General features: G+C 69.9%; 17 protein-coding genes and 2 rRNA genes. 9 read left to right on the top strand and 10 right to left on the bottom strand.

The annotated features are described in order from the left end of the window. Positions 1-2,370: ribosomal RNA gene (locus tag RM572_RS07625) — 23S ribosomal RNA — on the top strand; the annotation flags it as partial. Between the two features lie 125 nt (positions 2,371-2,495). Then, positions 2,496-2,612, top strand: a 5S ribosomal RNA gene (gene rrf, locus RM572_RS07620). Between the two features lie 64 nt (positions 2,613-2,676). On the opposite strand, the gene RM572_RS07615 is transcribed toward rrf, so the two are convergent. Further along, the gene (locus RM572_RS07615; RefSeq protein ID WP_311672503.1) at positions 2,677-3,780 is read right to left on the bottom strand and encodes a hypothetical protein; all 1,104 of its coding nucleotides are present in this window, start codon (positions 3,778-3,780) and stop codon (positions 2,677-2,679) included. A 100-nt stretch (positions 3,781-3,880) separates the two neighbouring features. On the opposite strand from RM572_RS07615, the gene RM572_RS07610 reads away from it, so the two are divergent. Next, positions 3,881-4,408, top strand: coding sequence for a GNAT family N-acetyltransferase (locus RM572_RS07610; RefSeq protein WP_311672502.1), 528 nt, complete (start codon positions 3,881-3,883; stop codon positions 4,406-4,408). Here the strand turns inward: RM572_RS07610 and RM572_RS07605 are convergent. From RM572_RS07605 to RM572_RS07585, 5 genes are read right to left on the bottom strand one after another with little or no spacing between them, the layout of a single operon-like run. Beyond that, positions 4,396-5,898: a type IV secretory system conjugative DNA transfer family protein gene (locus RM572_RS07605; protein WP_311672517.1), complete on the bottom strand. Its 1,503-nt coding sequence runs from the start codon at positions 5,896-5,898 to the stop codon at positions 4,396-4,398. The two genes, RM572_RS07610 and RM572_RS07605, sit on opposite strands and share 13 nt — an antisense overlap. A 2-nt stretch (positions 5,899-5,900) precedes the next feature. Further along, complete coding sequence (locus tag RM572_RS07600) at positions 5,901-7,331, bottom strand: ATP-binding protein (protein WP_311672501.1); 1,431 nt, start codon at positions 7,329-7,331, stop codon at positions 5,901-5,903. Positions 7,332-7,350: 19 nt separating this feature from the next. After that, positions 7,351-8,907: an SCO6880 family protein gene (locus RM572_RS07595; protein WP_311672500.1), complete on the bottom strand. Its 1,557-nt coding sequence runs from the start codon at positions 8,905-8,907 to the stop codon at positions 7,351-7,353. Then, the gene (locus RM572_RS07590; RefSeq protein ID WP_311672499.1) at positions 8,904-10,229 is read right to left on the bottom strand and encodes a hypothetical protein; all 1,326 of its coding nucleotides are present in this window, start codon (positions 10,227-10,229) and stop codon (positions 8,904-8,906) included. Before RM572_RS07590 ends, RM572_RS07595 begins: the two co-directional genes overlap by 4 nt. Beyond that, positions 10,219-11,094, bottom strand: a complete 876-nt coding sequence (locus tag RM572_RS07585; RefSeq protein ID WP_311672498.1) for a hypothetical protein — start codon at positions 11,092-11,094, stop codon at positions 10,219-10,221. Before RM572_RS07585 ends, RM572_RS07590 begins: the two co-directional genes overlap by 11 nt. 209 nt (positions 11,095-11,303) lie before the next feature. On the opposite strand from RM572_RS07585, the gene RM572_RS07580 reads away from it, so the two are divergent. Continuing rightward, on the top strand, positions 11,304-11,885 hold the full coding sequence (locus RM572_RS07580) for a suppressor of fused domain protein (RefSeq protein WP_311672497.1): 582 nt from the start codon (positions 11,304-11,306) through the stop codon (positions 11,883-11,885). Positions 11,886-11,899: 14 nt separating this feature from the next. Here the strand turns inward: RM572_RS07580 and RM572_RS07575 are convergent, their stop codons facing one another. Together RM572_RS07575 and RM572_RS07570 are read right to left on the bottom strand one after the other, a co-directional pair. After that, positions 11,900-12,094 carry a DUF397 domain-containing protein gene (locus tag RM572_RS07575; RefSeq protein WP_311672496.1) on the bottom strand — a complete coding sequence of 65 codons (195 nt, stop codon included), beginning with the start codon at positions 12,092-12,094 and terminating at the stop codon, positions 11,900-11,902. A gap of 10 nt (positions 12,095-12,104) precedes the next feature. Continuing rightward, the gene (locus RM572_RS07570) at positions 12,105-12,989 is read right to left on the bottom strand and encodes a helix-turn-helix domain-containing protein (protein ID WP_311672495.1); all 885 of its coding nucleotides are present in this window, start codon (positions 12,987-12,989) and stop codon (positions 12,105-12,107) included. A 223-nt stretch (positions 12,990-13,212) separates the two neighbouring features. On the opposite strand from RM572_RS07570, the gene RM572_RS07565 reads away from it, so the two are divergent. From RM572_RS07565 to RM572_RS07550, 4 genes are all read left to right on the top strand, one after another. After that, on the top strand, positions 13,213-13,686 hold the full coding sequence (locus RM572_RS07565) for an ATP-binding protein (RefSeq protein WP_311672494.1): 474 nt from the start codon (positions 13,213-13,215) through the stop codon (positions 13,684-13,686). Next, complete coding sequence (locus RM572_RS07560) at positions 13,683-14,333, top strand: Uma2 family endonuclease (RefSeq protein ID WP_311672493.1); 651 nt, start codon at positions 13,683-13,685, stop codon at positions 14,331-14,333. Before RM572_RS07565 ends, RM572_RS07560 begins: the two co-directional genes overlap by 4 nt. 154 nt (positions 14,334-14,487) lie before the next feature. Next, positions 14,488-15,495, top strand: coding sequence for an ArsR/SmtB family transcription factor (locus RM572_RS07555; RefSeq protein WP_311672492.1), 1,008 nt, complete (start codon positions 14,488-14,490; stop codon positions 15,493-15,495). A gap of 170 nt (positions 15,496-15,665) precedes the next feature. Continuing rightward, complete coding sequence (locus RM572_RS07550) at positions 15,666-16,022, top strand: peptidoglycan-binding domain-containing protein (protein ID WP_311672491.1); 357 nt, start codon at positions 15,666-15,668, stop codon at positions 16,020-16,022. A 71-nt stretch (positions 16,023-16,093) separates the two neighbouring features. On the opposite strand, the gene RM572_RS07545 is transcribed toward RM572_RS07550, so the two are convergent. Together RM572_RS07545 and RM572_RS07540 are read right to left on the bottom strand one after the other, a co-directional pair. Next, positions 16,094-16,384, bottom strand: a complete 291-nt coding sequence (locus RM572_RS07545; protein WP_051308731.1) for a DUF397 domain-containing protein — start codon at positions 16,382-16,384, stop codon at positions 16,094-16,096. A 19-nt stretch (positions 16,385-16,403) separates the two neighbouring features. Beyond that, complete coding sequence (locus RM572_RS07540) at positions 16,404-17,801, bottom strand: aminotransferase class I/II-fold pyridoxal phosphate-dependent enzyme (protein ID WP_311672490.1); 1,398 nt, start codon at positions 17,799-17,801, stop codon at positions 16,404-16,406. 193 nt (positions 17,802-17,994) lie between these two features. On the opposite strand from RM572_RS07540, the gene RM572_RS07535 reads away from it, so the two are divergent. Beyond that, a complete protein-coding gene (locus tag RM572_RS07535; protein WP_311672489.1) occupies positions 17,995-18,993 on the top strand; it encodes a substrate-binding domain-containing protein in 999 nt (332 codons plus the stop codon). Positions 18,994-19,013 lie beyond the last annotated feature (20 nt).

The following is a 19,013-nucleotide window of genomic DNA, read 5'->3' as shown; positions in this document are numbered from 1 at the left end:
CTGAGTAGCGTGTTCAAGACCCGAAGCGGAGTGATCTAGCCATGGGCAGGGTGAAGCGGAGGTAAGACTTCGTGGAGGCCCGAACCCACCAGGGTTGAAAACCTGGGGGATGACCTGTGGTTAGGGGTGAAAGGCCAATCAAACTCCGTGATAGCTGGTTCTCCCCGAAATGCATTTAGGTGCAGCGTCGTGTGTTTCTTGCCGGAGGTAGAGCACTGGATAGGCGATGGGCCCTACCGGGTTACTGACCTTAGCCAAACTCCGAATGCCGGTAAGTGAGAGCGCGGCAGTGAGACTGTGGGGGATAAGCTCCATGGTCGAGAGGGAAACAGCCCAGAGCATCGACTAAGGCCCCTAAGCGTGTGCTAAGTGGGAAAGGATGTGGAGTCGCAGAGACAACCAGGAGGTTGGCTTAGAAGCAGCCATCCTTGAAAGAGTGCGTAATAGCTCACTGGTCAAGTGATTCCGCGCCGACAATGTAGCGGGGCTCAAGCACACCGCCGAAGTCGTGTCACTCACACAACAGGTCCAACGACCGTGTGGGTGGGTAGGGGAGCGTCGTGTGCCGGGTGAAGCAGCCGTGGAAGCGAGTTGTGGACGGTATGCGAGTGAGAATGCAGGCATGAGTAGCGATACGTACGTGAGAAACGTGCGCGCCGATTGACTAAGGGTTCCTGGGTCAAGCTGATCTGCCCAGGGTAAGTCGGGACCTAAGGCGAGGCCGACAGGCGTAGTCGATGGATAACCGGTTGATATTCCGGTACCCGCTGTGAAGCGACCCACATCGAATCCAGTGATGCTAAGCCCGTGAAGCCGCCGGCGGATTCTTCGGATGAAGTCGGAGTGGTGGAGCCGGTGGCCCGAGCTGGTAGTAGGTGAGTGATGGGGTGACGCAGGAAGGTAGTCCATCCCGGGCGGTGGTTGTCCCGGGGTAAGGGTGTAGGACGTCAGGTAGGTAAATCCGCCTGGCATGTGTCTGAGACCTGATGCCGAGCCGATTGTGGTGAAGTGGATGATCCTATGCTGTCGAGAAAAGCCTCTAGCGATGTTTCATGGCGGCCCGTACCCTAAACCGACTCAGGTGGTCTGGTAGAGAATACCGAGGCGTTCGGGTGAACTATGGTTAAGGAACTCGGCAAAATGCCCCCGTAACTTCGGGAGAAGGGGGGCCACGCCTGGTGATGGGATTTACTCCTTGAGCTGGGGGTGGCCGCAGAGACCAGCGAGAAGCGACTGTTTACTAAAAACACAGGTCCGTGCGAAGCCGTAAGGCGATGTATACGGACTGACGCCTGCCCGGTGCTGGAACGTTAAGGGGACCGGTTAGTCATTCTTCGGGATGGCGAAGCTGAGAACTTAAGCGCCAGTAAACGGCGGTGGTAACTATAACCATCCTAAGGTAGCGAAATTCCTTGTCGGGTAAGTTCCGACCTGCACGAATGGCGTAACGACTTCTTGACTGTCTCAACCATAGGCCCGGTGAAATTGCACTACGAGTAAAGATGCTCGTTTCGCGCAGCAGGACGGAAAGACCCCGGGACCTTTACTATAGCTTGATATTGGTGTTCGGTTCGGCTTGTGTAGGATAGGTGGGAGACTGTGATACTCAAGCGCCAGCTTGGGTGGAGTCGTTGTTGAAATACCACTCTGGTCGTGCTGGATGTCTAACCTGGGTCCGTGATCCGGATCAGGGACAGTGTCTGGTGGGTAGTTTAACTGGGGCGGTTGCCTCCTAAAGAGTAACGGAGGCGCCCAAAGGTTCCCTCAGCCTGGTTGGTCATCAGGTGGTGAGTGTAAGTGCACAAGGGAGCTTGACTGTGAGACTGACGGGTCGAGCAGGGACGAAAGTCGGGACTAGTGATCCGGCGGTGGCTTGTGGAAGCGCCGTCGCTCAACGGATAAAAGGTACCCCGGGGATAACAGGCTGATCTTCCCCAAGAGTCCATATCGACGGGATGGTTTGGCACCTCGATGTCGGCTCGTCGCATCCTGGGGCTGGAGTCGGTCCCAAGGGTTGGGCTGTTCGCCCATTAAAGCGGTACGCGAGCTGGGTTTAGAACGTCGTGAGACAGTTCGGTCCCTATCCGCTGTGCGCGTAGGAGTCTTGAGAAGGGCTGTCCCTAGTACGAGAGGACCGGGACGGACGGACCTCTGGTGTGCCAGTTGTTCTGCCAAGGGCATGGCTGGTTGGCTACGTTCGGGAGGGATAACCGCTGAAAGCATCTAAGCGGGAAGCCTGCTTCGAGATGAGGACTCCCACCCCCGTTGAGGGGTTAAGGCTCCCGGTAGACGACCGGGTTGATAGGCCGGATCTGGAAGCCCAGTAATGGGTGGAGGTGACCGGTACTAATAGGCCGAGGGCTTGTCCATAGAGGCTCGCGTCCACTGTGTGGGTTCTGAGACCACAACCAGGTCGAGAACCCCGCAACCCCCCGCCCGTGAGGGTGGTGCAGGGGTTGCGGCTGATTCTCCCGGTTTTGTGTGTTTCATAGTGTTTCGGTGGTCATAGCGTGAGGGAAACGCCCGGTTACTTTCCGAACCCGGAAGCTAAGCCTCATTGCGCCGATGGTACTGCGAGGGGGACCTCGTGGGAGAGTAGGACGCCGCCGAACAATCATTGAACGTCGACCCCCCAGACTCTGTCTGGGGGGTCGACGTGTTTGTGGGGCCGTGTTGTCAGAGCCGGCGGATGACCTGCGCCTCCGCCCGTTCGACCGGTGTGCGGGAATGCACGTGAACGAGAGCCAGGTGGAACAGGCTCGGAGCCAGCGGTGCCCAGCGGTGCACCCGGTCCGGCCGCAGTACGTAGCGCGTCACATCGGCCGGCCGGAAGCGCACGAAGTCCACCGTCGAGTGTTCCCACCGGTCTGCCACCCCGCGGCTGATCCGCGCTTCGAGGGCGCTGCCGGTCAGGGTGCTGAGCTTGGCGTAGAAGTGCAGGCCCCAGTGCCTCTTCTGCACGTCCAGCGCCACGGCCAGCAGGGTCAGTTCGTATTCGTGGGGCTCGAGGGCCATCTCCTCCTGCATGCCGCGACGTGCGAGCGCGTGGAGGTCCGGGGCCCTGCGGCCGGCCGAGTCGATGTGCCGGGAGAGACCTTCGTTGACCGAGACGTTCCACAGCCCCGGGGCCATGCGCGTCTCCGTACTGCGACGGGTGACGACCAGCAGGTCGTCCGCCGTCACGACGGCGACGTTCGCTCCGAGACTGCACTGGAGGAACGCCGGCGCCTCCAGCGGGCGATCCGGGTCCAGGTACCGGGACCGCGGCGTGCCGCCGGACGCCAGCGGACGGTCGAGCTGCTGGGCTGCGAGGTACGTGTAGTAGTCGGTGGGGCGCAGACGTATGTGGACCTCGGGGTTCTCGTCCAGGGCGCTCCGCGAGACGGACACTGCCTCGACGGCGTACCGGTCGCCGTTCCACGTGCTGGTGTCCCCAGCGGCACGACGACGGTGATTGTCCTCTTCGATCTCGTCGCGCCACCGTGCCATCTCGTCCGGCAGCCGGACCTCGTCGTCCAGCACCTGCACGAACACGGACTCGGGTGCTATGGGCGTCGTTCCGTCCCCCTCGACGATCAGACCGCTGGTGTGCAGGGGCCCGAGCGAGAAGGTGTTCCAGACGGGGACGGAACGCTCCTCGGCGCGTAAGGCGTGCAGGGTTCTGCTCGCCCGTTTGCGGAGGGAGAACACCGCGTCCTGGAGGGGTTGCTGGAACAGTGCTGCGGCGAGCATGCCCACCACTGCTCCGACCACTGCGTTCGTCAGATCCACGGCTCCCATGGCAGGGACGTTAGAGCCGCCTTCGCCGGGATGTGTGATCTTGGCAGTACCGTTACCGCGCCGGGCGGCGCCGGGGCGGGCCAGGGGGCACGATGATTGCATGGAGTACCGGATCCGGGAGGCGCACGCCGGGGACTGGCGGCGGTTGCGGGAACTGCGGCTCGCCGCGCTCGCGGACCCGTTGGCGCCGGTCGCCTTCAACGAGCGCTACGAGGTCGCGGCGGGCAAGCCGCCCTCGTTCTGGCGGGGGCGGGCGGGGCAGGCGCGGAACGGCCGTCCGATCACCACGCTGGCCGCAGAGCTGCCCGACGGCTCGTGGGCGGGCATGCTGGTGGTGTTCGTGGAGGACGGCGAGGCGCACGTCGTCGCCGTCTACCTGCGTCCGGAACACCGTGGCGACGGACTCGCCGAGCGGCTCTTCGACACGGCTCAGGCGTGGGCGTGGGCGCGGACGGACGTCGTCCGGATGCGGCTCGACGTGCACCAGGGCAACCCGCGGGCGGAGGCGTTCTACCGGCGTTACGGGTTCGCCCGGACGGGAGCGTCGAAGCCGGACCCGAACGACGCCGCGGCACTGGAGTGGGAGATGGTGCTGGAACGTCCGCCGTCGGAGGCTCAGGGGCGATGAGGGACCAACTCGGGCCACCAGGTGCGGAGCTGTTCCTCCGAGCGCACCAGGGCACGGGTCACCAGCCCGGACGGTGCGCCGTCGGACAGGAGCCACGGCAGCTCGGGCAGCGGCGCCACCGTCGCGGGGTGGTCGAGCACCAGGGTGACTGGTGGGTCGAGCCGGCCGGCGGATGACCGTGCGGCCATGCGGCGGCCGTGCCCGACCACGGCTGAGGTGAGCGCCGTCAGCAGGGGCATCGCTGCCGGGTCTCCCCGGTGCGGGTCCTCCAGCGACTCGCCCACCACGAAGAGGCTTCCCCCCTCGGACACGAACGATTCCCACGCGAGGCGATCGAATCGCGGCGGGGTGCTGGCGTTGCGCACATGGAGCTGTGAGACGCAGTTGAGCGCGCGGCGGATCAACTCGGTGGCCGCCTCGCGTCGTTCCGGGTAGGCGGTGAGGCCGGCTTCCAGTTCTCCGGAGGCGCCGGAGGCCCCGGCCGGGTTCGTGCGGAGGATGCGCAGGGCGTCCCGGGAGGAGCCCGTGAGGGACCAGCGGTGCACCTGGCGGAACGGCTCCCGGTCGAGGGCTGCCGCATGCAGCCAGCAGCGCAGCAGGGTCTTTGCGGCGTCGTGTACCGCCGCGTCGCTCCGTGCCGGGCTGCGGACGGGGGCGAGCAGGGCGGCCGCGCGGGCACGCGCCTCGGCCATGTCCTCGCAGCCGTGGTGCGGGGCCCAGCGCAGGCGGGTGGGCGCGTCGGTGAACTGCTCCGGGTCGTAGACGTGGACGGGGCCGAGTTTGGCGCGGGCTCCGGCGGTCTCCGACCACAGCCCGGGATCCGCGGTGACGACCAGGAGGGCGCCCTCGGCGTCCCGGACTGCTTCGGCCGCCTCGTCCCGTCCCGCGCCGACGAGGAGGCCGTGCAGCGCCGGGCCGCGCCCGGGAGGCGCGGCCGGGCCCGTCGACGCGGTGGCGGGCGGTGCGGTGCCGGGGGCCGGTACGGTCCCGGTGATTGCGGGCGGTTCTGCCGAGTCGGCGGGGCGTTCGGCGCGTGGTGCCGGCACGGGGCCGGGTGCGTGCTTGCGCAGGTCCGGTCCGGGCCGTGACACGCGGGCGTCCTCGCGGCGGGCCGCGCGGACCGCACGCCAGCGGGTGACGGTGCCGATGAGGAAGACGGCGAGCACGGTGAGCACCATCAGCTGGCCGATGAAGAGGCCCCAGAAGAGCCCGTAGCCGGAGAGCGCACCGTCCGGAACGCCGGGCCAGGCGGCTGCCAGGTCCTTCGGGTCGGTGACCAGTTCGCGTATCGCGAGTGGTGTGCGGGGGAAGTGGAGGCCGTCGGGCCAGCTGCCGTGGGCGAGCCAGGCCGACAGGCCGGTCGCCGTCCAGGTGAGCGCCGCGAGGCCGAGGAGGAACCCCAGGAGACCCAGCAGCAGTCCGTCGGGGATGCCGCGGGCGCCGCCGTCGGCGGCACCCGCCGCTCCCGGACCGGTACGGCCGCCGGGCACGGTCACGCCACCCCGGACGCCGGGTCGTGGCCGCCGTGCCCGGGGACGTGCTCCATGGCGAGCGCGCGGGCCTCCGCCTCGGCCTCCAGTTCCGCTTCGAGGGCGTCGGAGGGGGAGGGCGGTGCGGCGGCGGCCTCCGTCATGGCGCGGTCGGTGAAGACCAGCGGCCGTTCGGTGTCCGTGACGAGGTGTTTGACGACCTGGACGTTGCCGTTGACGTCCCACACGGCTATGCCGGGCGACAGGGTCGGGATGATCTCCACGGCCCAGCGGGGCAGGCCGAGGACCTTGCCCGTCGCGCGGGCCTCGTCGGCCTTCTGGGCGTAGACGGTACGGGTGGAGGCCATCTTGAGGATCGCCGCCGCCTCCCGGGCGGCCGCGCCGTCGACCACGTCGGAGAGGTGGTGGACCACCGCCACGAACGACAGGCCCAGCCGGCGGCCGAACTTCAGCAGACGCTGGAAGAGCTGGGCCACGAAAGGGCTGTTGATGATGTGCCACGCCTCCTCGACCAGGAAGATGCGCTTGCGCCGGTCGGGGCGGATCCAGGTGTGCTCCAGCCACACGCCGACGATCGCCATGAGGATGGGCATGGCGATGGAGTTGCGGTCGATGTGCGACAGGTCGAAGACGATGAGCGGCGCGTCCAGGTCGATGCCGACGGTCGTGGGGCCGTCGAACATGCCGCGCAGGTCGCCGTCGACCAGGCGGTCCAGGACGAGCGCCACGTCCAGACCCCAGGCGCGGACGTCGTCCAGCGCCACGTTCATGGCCTTCGCGGACTCGGGCTCCGGGTGGCGGAGCTGCTCGACGATGTCGGTGAGGACGGGCTGCCGGTCGGCGATGGTGGCGTTGACGTAGGCGTGGGCGACCTTGAGGGCGAAGCCGGAGCGTTCGTCGAGGCCGTGGCCCATGGCCACCTCGATGATGGTGCGCAGCAGGGCGAGCTGCCCGGTGGTGGTGATCGCCGGGTCCAGCGGGTTGAGGCGGATGCCCTGGTCGAGGGCGGCCGTCGGGTCGAGGCGGATGGGGGTGATGCCCATCTCCTCGGCGATGAGGTTCCATTCGCCGACGCCGTCCTCGCCCTGGGCGTCCAGCACGACGACCTGCCGGTCGCGGAAGCGGAGCTGCCGCAGCACGTACGTCTTCTCCAGCGCGGACTTGCCGTTGCCGGACTCGCCGAGCACCAGCCAGTGCGGGGCGGGCAGCTGCTGGCCGTAGAGCTGGAACGGGTCGTAGATGTAGCCCTTGCCGCTGTACACCTCGCGGCCGATGATCACGCCGGAGTCGCCGAGGCCGGGTGCGGCCGTCGGCAGGTACACGGCCTGCGCCTGGCCGGTGGAGGTGCGCACCGGGAGGCGGGTGGTCTCCGTCTTGCCGAAGAGGAAGCTGGTGAAGGCTTCGGTGACGGCGTTCAGCGGGTCGAGTGCCACAGGGAGTCCCCTCGTCCTCTCAGCGCCGGATGCCGGTCGCGAACGGCAGCGTGTTGACGAAGGCCCGGTGGTGTTCCCGGTCGCACCACTCCAGCTTCAGGTAGGCCTTGCCGGCCGAGGCGCGGATGGTGCGCCGGTCCCGCGCCAGGGCCTCGGGGTTGCGGGAGGAGACGGTGATCCAGCCGACCAGGTTGACGCCGGCGGCGCCGCTGGCGAGGTCGTCGCCGCGCTGGTCGACCCGGCCGTGCGCGGCGATGTCGCGGGGGTCGACGGTGCGGTTCATCTTGGCGGCGCGGCTGGCCTCGGCGGCGTCGTTGGTCTTCTCCGTCAGCATCCGCTCGATGGCCAGCTCGGTGGGCTCCAGGTCCATCGCCACGGCCACCGTGCGGATGACGTCGGGGGTGTGGACGAGCAGCGGGGCGAGGAAGTTGACGCCGACGGGGGTCATCGGCCACTCCTTGACCCAGGCCGTCGCGTGGCACCAGGGCGCGCGGGTGGCCGACTCCCGGGTCTTGGCCTGCATGTACGTCGCCTCGCGGGCGTCGAGTTCGGCCGGCCAGGCGTTCCGCTTGGACATGGCCTGGATGTGGTCGATCGGGTGGTCCGGGTCGTACATGGAGTGGACCAGCGACGCCAGCCGGGCCTGCCCGAGCGGCTGTCGCACCCGGATGTCGGCCTCGGCGAGACGGGCGCAGATGTCGGTGAGCTCGCGGGCCATCACCACGGCCAGGCCCTCGTCCTTGGTCATGCGCCGGCCGCCGCCGGCCGAGGTGCGCGCCGCCTTGGCGATCGCCGCGCTCTCGGCGGCCAGTTCGCGGCCGTAGTGCATGCAGGCGACGAGGTAGGCGCGGTGCTGCTCGCTGGAGGTGGACACCATCGACTGGAGTTCGTCGTAGGACTCCTGGAGCCAGCCGGCGGCCCGGTCGTCCCCGCGCACGGCGACGTCCTTGGCGTGGGCGTCGGGGTCGGCGGGCAGTGTGCGCGCGAGCATCTGGAGGCGGGTCACGAACCCGTCGCCGTTGGCGACGTGCTTGAGCAGCACGCCGAAGCGGTCGACCAGCGCCTCCTGGTCCTCGCTGTCCCGCAGGCCCACGCCGGGCCCTTCGATCTCGATGGCGGCGGTGACCGTGCGGCGGTCCGCGTGCAGCAGCACGGCCAGCTCGTCGGGCCCGAACGGTGCGCTCAGCCACGTGATGCGGCCGACACCGGGCGGCGGCACGACGTCCACCTCGTGGCCGCTGAGCCGCACGCCGGCCTCGGCGGCCCCGGAACGGTAGGTCGCGCCGCTGCGCAGCAGCCGGCGGAAGGAACGGTCGATCTCGAACCACCTGTAGAACGTGCGCCCCCGGTACGGCACGTACACGGCGGCGAGGGCGAGCATCGGGAACCCGACCAGCGCCGGGATGCGGGCGGAGAGGACGGGGATGAGCAGACCGCTCATCATGCCGAGGAACGCGCCGACGACGATCAGGGCGATCTCGCCGGTCTCCCGGTTCTTGCCGACGATCGCGTTCGGCCGGGCCCGGCCGATCATGTACGTGCGGCGCGGCGCCGCGAGGTGCGTGGAGGTGGTCATCCGCGCTCACCTCCGCTGCGGCCCGAACTGCCCGCGCGGGCGGTGCGGCTGCTGTGCGGAGTCCGGGACGGGTCGCCCTTGCGCGGCGGGGGCGGCGCGGGCGCCGACGATCCCCCGTCGCTGTCGCGGGTGCTGTGGGCGGCGACGCCGCCGGAGGCGGGGTTCGACGGGCGGGAGCCGCCCCCGCCCCGGCCCTCGTCCGCGCTCGCGGCGGAGCTGCCGCCACCGCCGCGCGCGCCGTGGGTGGTGATGCCCTGCCGCAGCATCGTCGCGGGCGAGGAGACGACCGCGGCGGCCTGGCGGGAGGCCGCGTCCTGGCTGGCGTTGCGGTGGTTGACGATCTCGTCGCCGAAGCCGGGCACGAAGCGGTAGATCATCGCGGAGGCGAAGATGGCCAGCAGGATGATCGCCAGCCCGGAGACGATGGCGGAGAACGCGTTCGGCCCGTTCTCGCCCGCGAGTGCGCCGGCGAGGCTGAGCACGATCATGATGACGGGCTTCACCAGGATCACCGCGATCATGATGCCCGCCCAGCGGCGCACATGGCCCCACAGGTTCTTGTCGACGAGCCCGGCGTAGACGGCGGTGCCGAGCAGTGCGCCGATGTACAGCAGCGCGGCCCGGATGACGAGTTCGAGGTAGAGGACGCCCGCCGCGAGGATGGAGATCAGCGACACGACGATGAGCATGATCGGGCCGCCGCCGATGTCGTTGCCCTTCTCCAGGGCTTCGGCGAACGTCCCGAAGAACGCGTTCGTGTCGTCACGGGTCCCCGACGACACGGCCTCTGTCACGGCGTCGGTCGCCGTCACCACCGTGTAGAGGATCAGCGGCGTGAACGCGGACGCGAGGACGACGAGCCAGAGGAAGCCGACGGCCTCGGTGAACGCCTCCACGAAGGGCACGCCCCGGACGGCCCGCTTGGCCACGGCCAGCAGCCACAGGACGAGGGTCAGGATCGTCGAGGCGGCGAACACGATGGCGTACTGCCGCAGGAAGGCGGGGTTCGTGAAGTCGACCTTCGTCGTCTCGTTGACGAGGTCGGAGAGCCGGCGGATCGTCCACGCGGCGGCCTCGGCGCAGCCGTTCGCCAACGAGGCGAGCGGGTCGAGTACGCCGTCGGGGCTCATGGGGGTGTCCCCACCCCCGGGCGCCTCCCGGTTCCCGTTCTCACTGGTGCAGTAGTCCTTTGCAGGACCCCGCACGAGGTCGCACGGGTCGTCGTCCGGTGCCGCATGGGCGCGGGAGGCGAGCAGCAGAACTGCTCCCTGTGCCGCTGCCAGCACGCCGACGGTCACGGCTCGTTGACGGTTAGCGGGCATAGGTGAACCCTCCGAACCCTTCGACCGCGTCAGTCATCTCCTCCGCCGAGGAGGCTCGCTGGTCTCGTCCGACCGGCACGGGGCCATCGATTTGTGTGAAGTCCAAGATCTTCCAGTCACCGTCGACCCACTGCAGATCGAATGTGTTGGTGTACCAACTCTCGGTCACTGGAGTCTTCGAGTTCGGACCGGCCAAGCCGAAGAGCGCTGAGTACCAGACCGCAACGCGAGCGCTCGCTTGGTCGAAGTTGACGATCTTGGCGCCGACCGGGCTCGTTCGTGACACGAAAGTCAAGCCGTCGGGAGCGGTTCCATCATCTTCGAGTCCGATGCGTTTGAGGAAAGCAGTGTCGTTGTAGACCTTGTCGAGCTCTTGAAGGCGTCGGTCAGCGGTCTCCGGGGTGTACACCTTCCGGACGATCTCTGCCCTCTCCGCATCCCCGTACATCCGGTCGCCGCCCAGCGCCACCGCGTAGTTCGCGGCGGCGCTTTGGGCGCCCTGTTCGGTTTGGGGGAAGCCGGACGGGATGCCCGTGGTGCCGTCCTCGGTCTGGACCGGCGTCTGGCCGCTGGGCGCGGTGGGTTGGGCGGCAGGGCCACCGCCGGGGTCGTTCTCCTCGCCCTCCGAACCGGAAGATCCGCTCCGGTTGGCGAACGCGATCGCCGCGATCAGCAGGACCACAACGCTCACGACCATCAGAAGGCTGCGGCCCGGACGCCCTGCGGGTCGTCTGCCGACGCCGTAGACGTCTCCGTCCTCGCCGGGCAGGCGGGTGCGGGTGCCCCGTGCCGGAGCACGCCGCGTGGACGTGCCTGCCCCGCCGGTACGACCCTGCTCGTCGTACTCGTCGCCGCCGATGCTCATGCCGGACGTGCCCCCTAGCCTCAACCGGTCAACCGCCGTCAGTACATTGTCTCCTCACATGACGTTAGCGGTCGTATCGGCTGTGTGGGTCCCGCGTTTCCACAGAGGCGGTCATCTCTTCTGAAGAGTTGCGCTTCGTGTCCGCACATCCGTCCCACGGCTCTCACAGGCGCCACCAGTAACCGGGAGATCGCCTAGTCTCGGCGTTCATGACGGACAGCGATGAGTTCGGTGGCCTGACCGCGCACGTCGTACGGCACCTCGGGCCCGCGAAGCGGCGGTGGACGCCGCCGGACGACCGGGGTTACGGCGTCACCCTCCACTACCCGCAGCGGCAGCGACTGCCGATCGTGTCCGCCGTGACGGCCGGGCTCCACCTTCAGGAGATCGAGGCGCCCGAGCCGATCGAGCTCATCTGCACCCTCCAGACGGGCCAGGAGGCGGAGGCCGTTCGGCTGGTGAACGTCGCCGCGCAGTACGTGCTGGGGGAGGGCGGCGAGGAGCGGCCGCCGGTCGGGCAGGACCGCTTGGTGGGCGGTGAAGCGCCGTTGATCCCGGGCACGGCGATTCACGGCCTGCTGTTCGGTGCCCACCCCGTGTTCCGCGAGGTGTCGCCGTTCCTCGGCGAGGACGGCAGCGTCGCCCTGCGGTTCCTCACGGTGCTGCCGTTGACGGAAGGCGACCTGCGGTTCCTGGTCGCCGCCGACGTGGGGGCGGGCCGCCAGGCCCGCCTGTGGGAGCGCTGGCACGCACAGAAGATCGAGTTCTGGGACGTCCACCGCCGAGACTGACCCGACCCGGCGCCTCAATGGGTGCGGGCGTCGCCCGCCTTGAGGTGCGTCAGCAGTGCGTGCAGCGCGTCCGCTGACGCGGCCAGGACGGTCGAGGGCTCCTCGCTCTCCCGCAGGCGGACCCCGTGGCCTCCCCCGTCGACCTCGACGCAGTTGGTGTTCGGATCACCGCTGCTGAATGACGACTTCTGCCAGCCCGTTTCTGCCACTGTCTTCCCCTCACAACACGTAGAGCAGGTGCTGCAAGAGGCTAAGCGAATCTCGCACGGAGTAGGACTGCCGTTCGGATTCGTCGGGCACGGGCGGCAAGGCGAGTGCGGCGAGACGTTCGAAGGTATGACGGTAGCGAGTGGCTTCCTGCTGGTCCGTCAGGAAGACCGTTCCGGCGTCATGTTCCAGGTAGACCGTGTCCAGCGAGTCGGCGGCAGCTTCGAAGAGTACGAAGGGAGAACCGACGACTGGGAGGGTGCCGGACTGGAAGGGAACGACCTGCAGAGTGATGTGAGGTAGCCGGGCTACTTCGATCAGGTGCACGATCTGCCGCCGCATGACAGTGGCGTCAACGAAGCGCATCTGGAACGCGGCTTCGTGGATGACGACGTGGTACTCGGCCGCTTCGTCTCCGGCGAGTACCTCCTGACGCTTCAGGCGGAACTCGATGCCCCTGTTCAGGAAGCTCTCCGTGCTCTCGGGGAAGGCGCCTTTGATGAGTGCCCCCACGTACTCGGGAGTCTGCAGCAGGCCGGGGAGGTGCAGAGGCTCGAACCCCTTCAGCGACGCCGCCATCGTCTCCATCTCGGCGAGGTCGAGTGCACCGGGGCTCGAGTCCCGTCGGTGCTTGTGCCACCAGCCACGCGGAGCGGCGCTCCACGCGATGAGGGCCTCCGTATACGTTTTTGAATGGCAACCGTAAGCCTTCAGGAGCGTGCGCAGCTTGTCCTCGGGGATGGGAGTTCTGCCGGACTCGACATGGCCGAGGTGTGCGCCGCTCAGGTCCACGAGTCCGCCGGCTTCTGCGGCTGTCATTCCGCCCATGTCTCGCAGCCGGCGAAGCTCCACGCCTACGCGACGCTGTCGCTGAGTCGGACGAGTGCGTAGTCCCATGGTGCTCTCCTAGCAGGTCGCTGCCTCGCGGGTGCCGCAGAGCCCGACCGTGTCACTCATTGGAGGGAACGTCGGCTCAATGGTTATGCATTGAAAACCATACGGCTCTACCGTCGTCACGTACTGCTCAAGCCGAGCCAGATCGGGCGGAAGTGCACCGGCTCCACATGACAGTTGGGGCGCGGCGAGGTCACCGGCCGAACCGGATGAAGGAGGCATCACCATGTGTCCGACGATCACGTCGACAGGGGCGCGTTTCGCAGCCGTCGGGGCGGACTTCGCGCTCACGTTCCCGCCGGACCCGGTCTGGGTCAGGGCGTGCCGGGAGCTGGTGCGCACGTCGTTCGACACCGTGCGGCGGGCTGCCGGAGGAGCGCTCCGCGAACTCGCCGAAACGGCCGTGCTCCTCACGTCGGAGGCGGCCACGAACGCGGTCACGGCCTCGGCGACGGCCGGGTGCACGCGGCCGGTCACCCTGTGCGGCGAGTGGCTGGCCCACGGGGCGCTCCGCGTCCACGTGCAGGACGCCGCTCCCGGCGTCCCGTACGTCGACACGCCCGCCGAGGAGTCCGAGCACGGCCGCGGCATGCTCCTCATCGCCGCACTGGCCAGCCGCTACGGCTTCTGCCTCGACGGTCCCGGGCCCGGCAAGTCGTTCTGGTTCCAGCTGGAGCACGCCCCGGGCACCGCTGCATGACCGCCGCCCGTGCGACCCGCGCCCGTACGGTGCGGCTCGACGCGCCCCGTCTCCAGCGGGCGGCGGACCTCGTACGACGGTTCACCGGCATTCGCGTCGAGCTGGACGTCGCACGTCCCGCCGTCGCCGCGTCGCGCTGCGGCAAGCACGCGGCGCTCGTCGGCGTGCTGGACACGGTGTTGCGCCCCCTGCTGCCGGCGGGGCGGACCCTCGTGCAGCAGGCCGGGATCGCGCTGCCCGGCACCGGTACGGTCGCCGTCCCGGACCTCGCGGTCTGCCCCACGGGTTTCCTCGGTTCCGACGACGCGTTCCTTCATCCACAGGATGTGGATTTCGCCGTCGAGGTCGTCCTGCGCCACGCCACCCTCACCACCGGCGTCCCGGCTGCCGTCGACCGCTACGCCGCCGCAGGCGTCCGCGCCCTGCTGGTCGTCGACCCGCGCCCGGTCACCGGGCCCGCCACCGGAACGTGGGCGCTGCACACCGAACCCGTCGGCGGCCACTACTGGGCGACCCTCACCGGCACGTTCGGCGCGACGACCTCGCCCCGTCCCGGCGCCCGGACGATACCCCTCCCACCGCCCCTCCGGGGTGAACTGCCGCTCGACGCGCTCCCCGTGTACGCCCAGGGCCGATCCGGCCCTTGAGCTCCGTACTCAGGCGCCTCGACGCCAGCCCCTCAACATCCAGCCCAGCGATGTCCGCGATATCCGGAATCCTCTGACCGGGCATCCCGTGTCGCGGGACAGTGGGGGCGAGACATGTTCACGCAGTGTCAGCGGCACAGCAACGGGGGGACACGTGCTGCACATCCACTTCACCGCGGACGACCGTGCCCGGTTACGCCTGGCGGAGCGGGCGGACCCGCTCTGGGAGACGGTTCTGAGCCTGCATCAGATGATCCGGCCGGACCCGTTCTTCGCCGCGTGGCGCCGCCGCACGGGCGCCGGTCTCGCGGCAGCCGGGGCAGGGGCCGACCTCCGGCTCCTCACCACACTCGCTCCGCGCAGCTCCTACTTCCCCGACTTCCTCACCCCCTCGGACGACGACGGCCATCCGCCCGACGTGGGCACCGGCATCGACAGGGTGCTGTCCACCGGAAAGGGCAGACTGCGCACCGAGATCGGCCGGCTCGCGTCCGGCATGCCGCGACCGCCCGCCTGGCTCGACGACTTCGCCGCGGGCAGACCCCGGGCGCTGCACCGGCTCGGCGACGCGCTGCGCCGCTACCACGCGGTCGCCCTCGCTCCGCACGCCGACAGGGTCGCGGCCGACGTCCGCCGGGACCGGAACGACCGCGCGCGGCGTGTGCTGCGGCACGGCGGCGAAGCGGTGCTGGGCGCCCTGGGGGCGAGCGCCCGCTGGAGACCGCCGGTCCTGGAGGTCGACTACCCGACCACGCAGCATCTGCGGCTGGACGGCCGGGGCCTGACCCTGGTGCCCAGCTTCTTCCTGCACGACCATCCCATCGCACTGGCCGACCCGTCGCTGCCACCGGTCCTGACCTTCCCGGTCTCCCGCGGGCCGCTGTGGATTCCCGGACACGCCCGCCGTGAGGAGGACGGCGGCGGCCGCGCCGGCACGGCCCTCGACGACCTGCTCGGGCCCACCCGGGCCGCGGTGCTGCGTTCGCTGGACACCCGGCGCACCACCAGCGCCCTCGCGGACCGCCTGCGCGTCTCCCCCTCAGCAGCCAGCCGCCACGCGACGACCCTGCGCCGGGCGGGGCTCGTCGACACCGAACGGCGGGGCGGCGCCGTCCTGCACTCCCGCACGGCGCTGGGCACCGCGCTCGTGCACGGCACCTGAGTGGAGCGGTCCGTGTCCTCGCGGGGCCTTTGCGCCACGTCGCAAAGGCTCTGTCGCGGCCGGGGCCCGGCCTAGCGTTCCGTGCTGAACGAACCGAACGCAGCGGCCGCGAAGTCCACGAGCCGACCCGGCCGCTTCGCGCCCGCTCCGGACAACAGGGGGGAATCACCATGCGTTTCCGGAAGACCGTCGCTCTCGCCACCAGTGCCCTCACCGCGACCGGCGCGCTGATGCTGTCCGTGCCGGCAGCCTCGGCCGCCGACACGCGGCCCGCTCCCGCAGCCTCGCTGCTCGGCGCCTGCAACTACAACGGCAGCCACCCGGAGCTCTCCCCGGGCGACACGGGCGCTGCCGTGTCCCACGCCCAGTGCCTCCTGAAGCACGTCCGGGGCTACGACGTGGACATCGACGGCATCTTCGGCCCCAACACCGCGACCGCCGTCAGGAAGGCGCAGCGCGCCTGCGGTATCGCCGTGGACGGCATCATCGGGCCCAACACCTGGGACTGCCTGCACGGCCACCTCTGATCCCCGTGACGGCGCGCGCCGGGTCGGCACCCGCCGGCCCGGCGCGCGGCCGTCGTCATGCCGGCACGCCGCTACGCGCCCTCGCCCTCGGGCGAACGGACCGCGTCCGGGCCGTACTTGTGGGCGTTGGGGCCGGGTACGAAGCCCTCGACACCCTCCACGAAGTGGTCGAACTCGTCGTTGCGCACGCCCAGTACGAACGCGTCCCACTTGACCCGGGTGGTGGTGACGACGTTCTGCGGGTCGTCGCTCTGTCGCAGGTGCACCAGGTCGTCCTCGCCCATGGCGATCTCGATGCACTCGGCGTCCGGGTCCGGGTCGTCGGTGGCCCGGACCCACTCCAGGGAGTCCCAGTCGGTCATACCGGCAAGGCTAGCGGCGTCAGGGGGTGCGGACCGCGCGGGCGGCCAGGGCGAGCAGGCCGGCCGTCGCGTCCAGCGCCGCACCGTCCTCCGGCAGCCGTGCGGTGGCGACCCGCACGTGCGGGAGCTGCGGACCGACGCAGAACCGGCTTCCCGGCGAGACCGTGATGCCCCGGGCTGCCAGCGTCACCAGGGCGGAGGTCTCGTCGGCCACGGGCATCCACAGCTGGAGCCCGTCCCGGTTGTCCGTGAGTACGCCGTGTGCGGCCAGACGTTCCGCCAGGCCGGTGCGGCGCAGCGCGTACCGGTGCGCCGCCTCGGTCACCCGGTCCTCCGTCGCCGGGTCGCGGAGCAGGTGGGCCACGGTGTCCTGAAGGATGCGGCTCGTCCAGCCGGTGCCGTACGTCCGCAGCACGCGCACCCGTTCGACGACGTCCTGCGGCCCTCCGATCACCGCGGTCCGCAGGTCGGGCCCGTACGCCTTGGAGTAGGAGCGCACCACGACCGTGCGTGCGGGCAGGTGGGTCCCGACGCTGGCGGCGGGGTGCCGGGCCAGGGGTCCGATGCCGTCGTCCTCCAGGGCCACGGTGTTGGGGGAGGACTCCAGCACCGAGGCGAGCTCCGCGGCCCGTTGGGCGGTGAGCGACCAGCCGCGTGGCGTCTGGGCCCGCGGCTGGAAGAGGAAGAGCGCGGGCCGGTCGGCGAGCGCCTGCCGGAGGGAGTGCGGCAGCGGCCCTTCGGCGTCGCAGGCGACCGGCAGGGTGCGCACCTCCTGTGCGTCCAGGATGTCGAGCAGCCGGGGTGCGGTGGGTTCCTCGACGGCGACCCGGTCCCCGGGCACCAGCAGCGCCTGGCACAGCAGGTGGACGCCCTCGTAGCCGCCGCCCACCGCCAGCCACGCTTCCGGCGGGAACGGCCAGGAGGGCTCGACGGCCTCCCGCAGCGCGGGGGTGAGGGAGGTCCGGGAGTAGCGGTGCAGCTGGGGGGTGCGGGCTCCCGAGGCCAGGGCGGCCTCCAGCGGCGGCAGCAGGGCCGGGTCGGGTGCGGCGATGGCCAGGTCCTGGGTGAGGTGGTCGCCGAAGTCGCCGACCCGCTCGTAGCGCACGGGGTGGGTGACGGCCGGAGGGCCGCTGACCACGCTGCCGCGCCGCCCCCGCGTGGTGATCATGCGGTGTCTGCGCAGCACGGACCAGGCGTCGGCGACCGTGCCCGGACTCACGCCGAGGCGGGCGGCCAGTGCCCGCACCGTGGGGAGGGCGACGCCGGGAGCCAGTTCGCCGCCCCGGATGAGGTCGGTCATCGTCCCGGCTATGCCGCGTGCGCTGGGGTCGTTCAGCCGCGTGGCCAGGGCCTCCGCGGAGAGCCGTTCCTGCGTCGCGGCCTCCGTCTCGCCCGCTGTCTGCTGGGTTTCCGTCACATCACTCCCTGTGCCCGTACTGCCGCCCGCAGCGTAGCCGCGGGGTCACCCTCGGGAAAAGGTTTGTCCGGTAACAAAACGAGTCTTGTATGCCGCTGACTCTGAACAATAGCCTCCTGTTCGTCCGGGGATACCTCGGTGCCTTCCCGGCGCATCGTCGTGAACCCCATGAAAGACGACACAAGGAGTGCGCGTGTCCTCACCCGTCATCCGCCTCGGGCTGCGCGACTGGGACCACCTGGTGCCGCTCGCCTCCGGGCAGGTCACCGCCCCCGGGTTCACCCTCCGGGTCGACGCGCGGGACACCACCCCCGACGTGCTCGCCGAGCCGGAACTCGACGGCGGGGAGACGTCCTTCAGCCGCTACGTACAGGCTCGCGCCGCCGGGGACGACCGGCTCGTCGGCATTCCGGCGTTCGTCATGCGGGGCTTCCGCCACCGCTGCGTGCTCGTGCGTTCCGGCAGCCCGCTCACACAGCTCTCCGAACTCGACGGCAAGCGGGTGGGGCTCACCGGCTGGCCGGACTCCGGCAACACCTGGACCCGCGCCCTGCTGCGCGCCGAGGGCGTCGGCATCGGATCCGTCGACTGGCGGGTCGGCCCGCTCACGGCGGGCGAGAGCGGCAAGGACCGGCTGGGCAGCCGCCCGCTGCCGCCGAACGTGTCCGTTCTGGACGAGGGCCGGTCCCTCCAGGAGGAACTGGCCGCGGGGCGGCTCGACGCCGTGCTGACCCCGTTCATGCCCTCGGAACTGTTCACCCGCGACAGCCGCTTCCGCCACCTGCTCGCCGACCACGCGGACGCGGAGCGCGCGTACTTCGGCCGGCACGGCTTCGTGCCCGGCATCCACCTGGTCACCCTGCGCCGGGAGGTGGCCGAGGCCCATCCCGATCTGCCCGGGGTGCTGCTGGCGGCGCTGGAGCAGTCCAAACGCCGCTGGGTGCGGCGGCGCCGCGTCCTCGCCGACACGACGCCCTGGCTCCTGCGCGAGCTCACCGAGTCGGCCCTGCTCTTCGGCGACGACTGGATGCCGTACGGGGTGCAGGACAACACCGCCATGATCCACGCCTTCTGCGACGAACTCCGGGCCCAGGACGTCTGCCGCGAGCCGATCGACCCGGCGGCCCTCTTCCCCGACCCGGCCCTCGCCGCCCCCGCCGTACCCGCTTCCGCATTCGCCGCAGACCACTGACCGCCCGTCCCGCCTCGGGG

The sequence above is a fragment of the Streptomyces hazeniae genome (assembly GCF_031845485.1).
GTDB lineage: Bacteria > Actinomycetota > Actinomycetes > Streptomycetales > Streptomycetaceae > Streptomyces > Streptomyces hazeniae.
This window is presented reverse-complemented; position numbering and strand designations above follow the sequence as displayed.

Excerpts from the sequence above, each read along its gene's own strand:
- RM572_RS07610 (WP_311672502.1), top strand. The coding sequence starts at position 3,881 with ATGGAGTACCGGATCCGGGAGGCGCACGCCGGGGACTGGCGGCGGTTG.
- RM572_RS07570 (WP_311672495.1), bottom strand. The coding sequence starts at position 12,989 with ATGGGACTACGCACTCGTCCGACTCAGCGACAGCGTCGCGTAGGCGTG.
- RM572_RS07590 (WP_311672499.1), bottom strand. The coding sequence starts at position 10,229 with ATGCCCGCTAACCGTCAACGAGCCGTGACCGTCGGCGTGCTGGCAGCG.
- RM572_RS07565 (WP_311672494.1), top strand. The coding sequence starts at position 13,213 with ATGTGTCCGACGATCACGTCGACAGGGGCGCGTTTCGCAGCCGTCGGG.
- RM572_RS07580 (WP_311672497.1), top strand. The coding sequence starts at position 11,304 with ATGACGGACAGCGATGAGTTCGGTGGCCTGACCGCGCACGTCGTACGG.
- RM572_RS07595 (WP_311672500.1), bottom strand. The coding sequence starts at position 8,907 with ATGACCACCTCCACGCACCTCGCGGCGCCGCGCCGCACGTACATGATC.
- RM572_RS07615 (WP_311672503.1), bottom strand. The coding sequence starts at position 3,780 with ATGGGAGCCGTGGATCTGACGAACGCAGTGGTCGGAGCAGTGGTGGGC.
- RM572_RS07545 (WP_051308731.1), bottom strand. The coding sequence starts at position 16,384 with ATGACCGACTGGGACTCCCTGGAGTGGGTCCGGGCCACCGACGACCCG.
- RM572_RS07550 (WP_311672491.1), top strand. The coding sequence starts at position 15,666 with ATGCGTTTCCGGAAGACCGTCGCTCTCGCCACCAGTGCCCTCACCGCG.
- RM572_RS07585 (WP_311672498.1), bottom strand. The coding sequence starts at position 11,094 with ATGAGCATCGGCGGCGACGAGTACGACGAGCAGGGTCGTACCGGCGGG.
- RM572_RS07560 (WP_311672493.1), top strand. The coding sequence starts at position 13,683 with ATGACCGCCGCCCGTGCGACCCGCGCCCGTACGGTGCGGCTCGACGCG.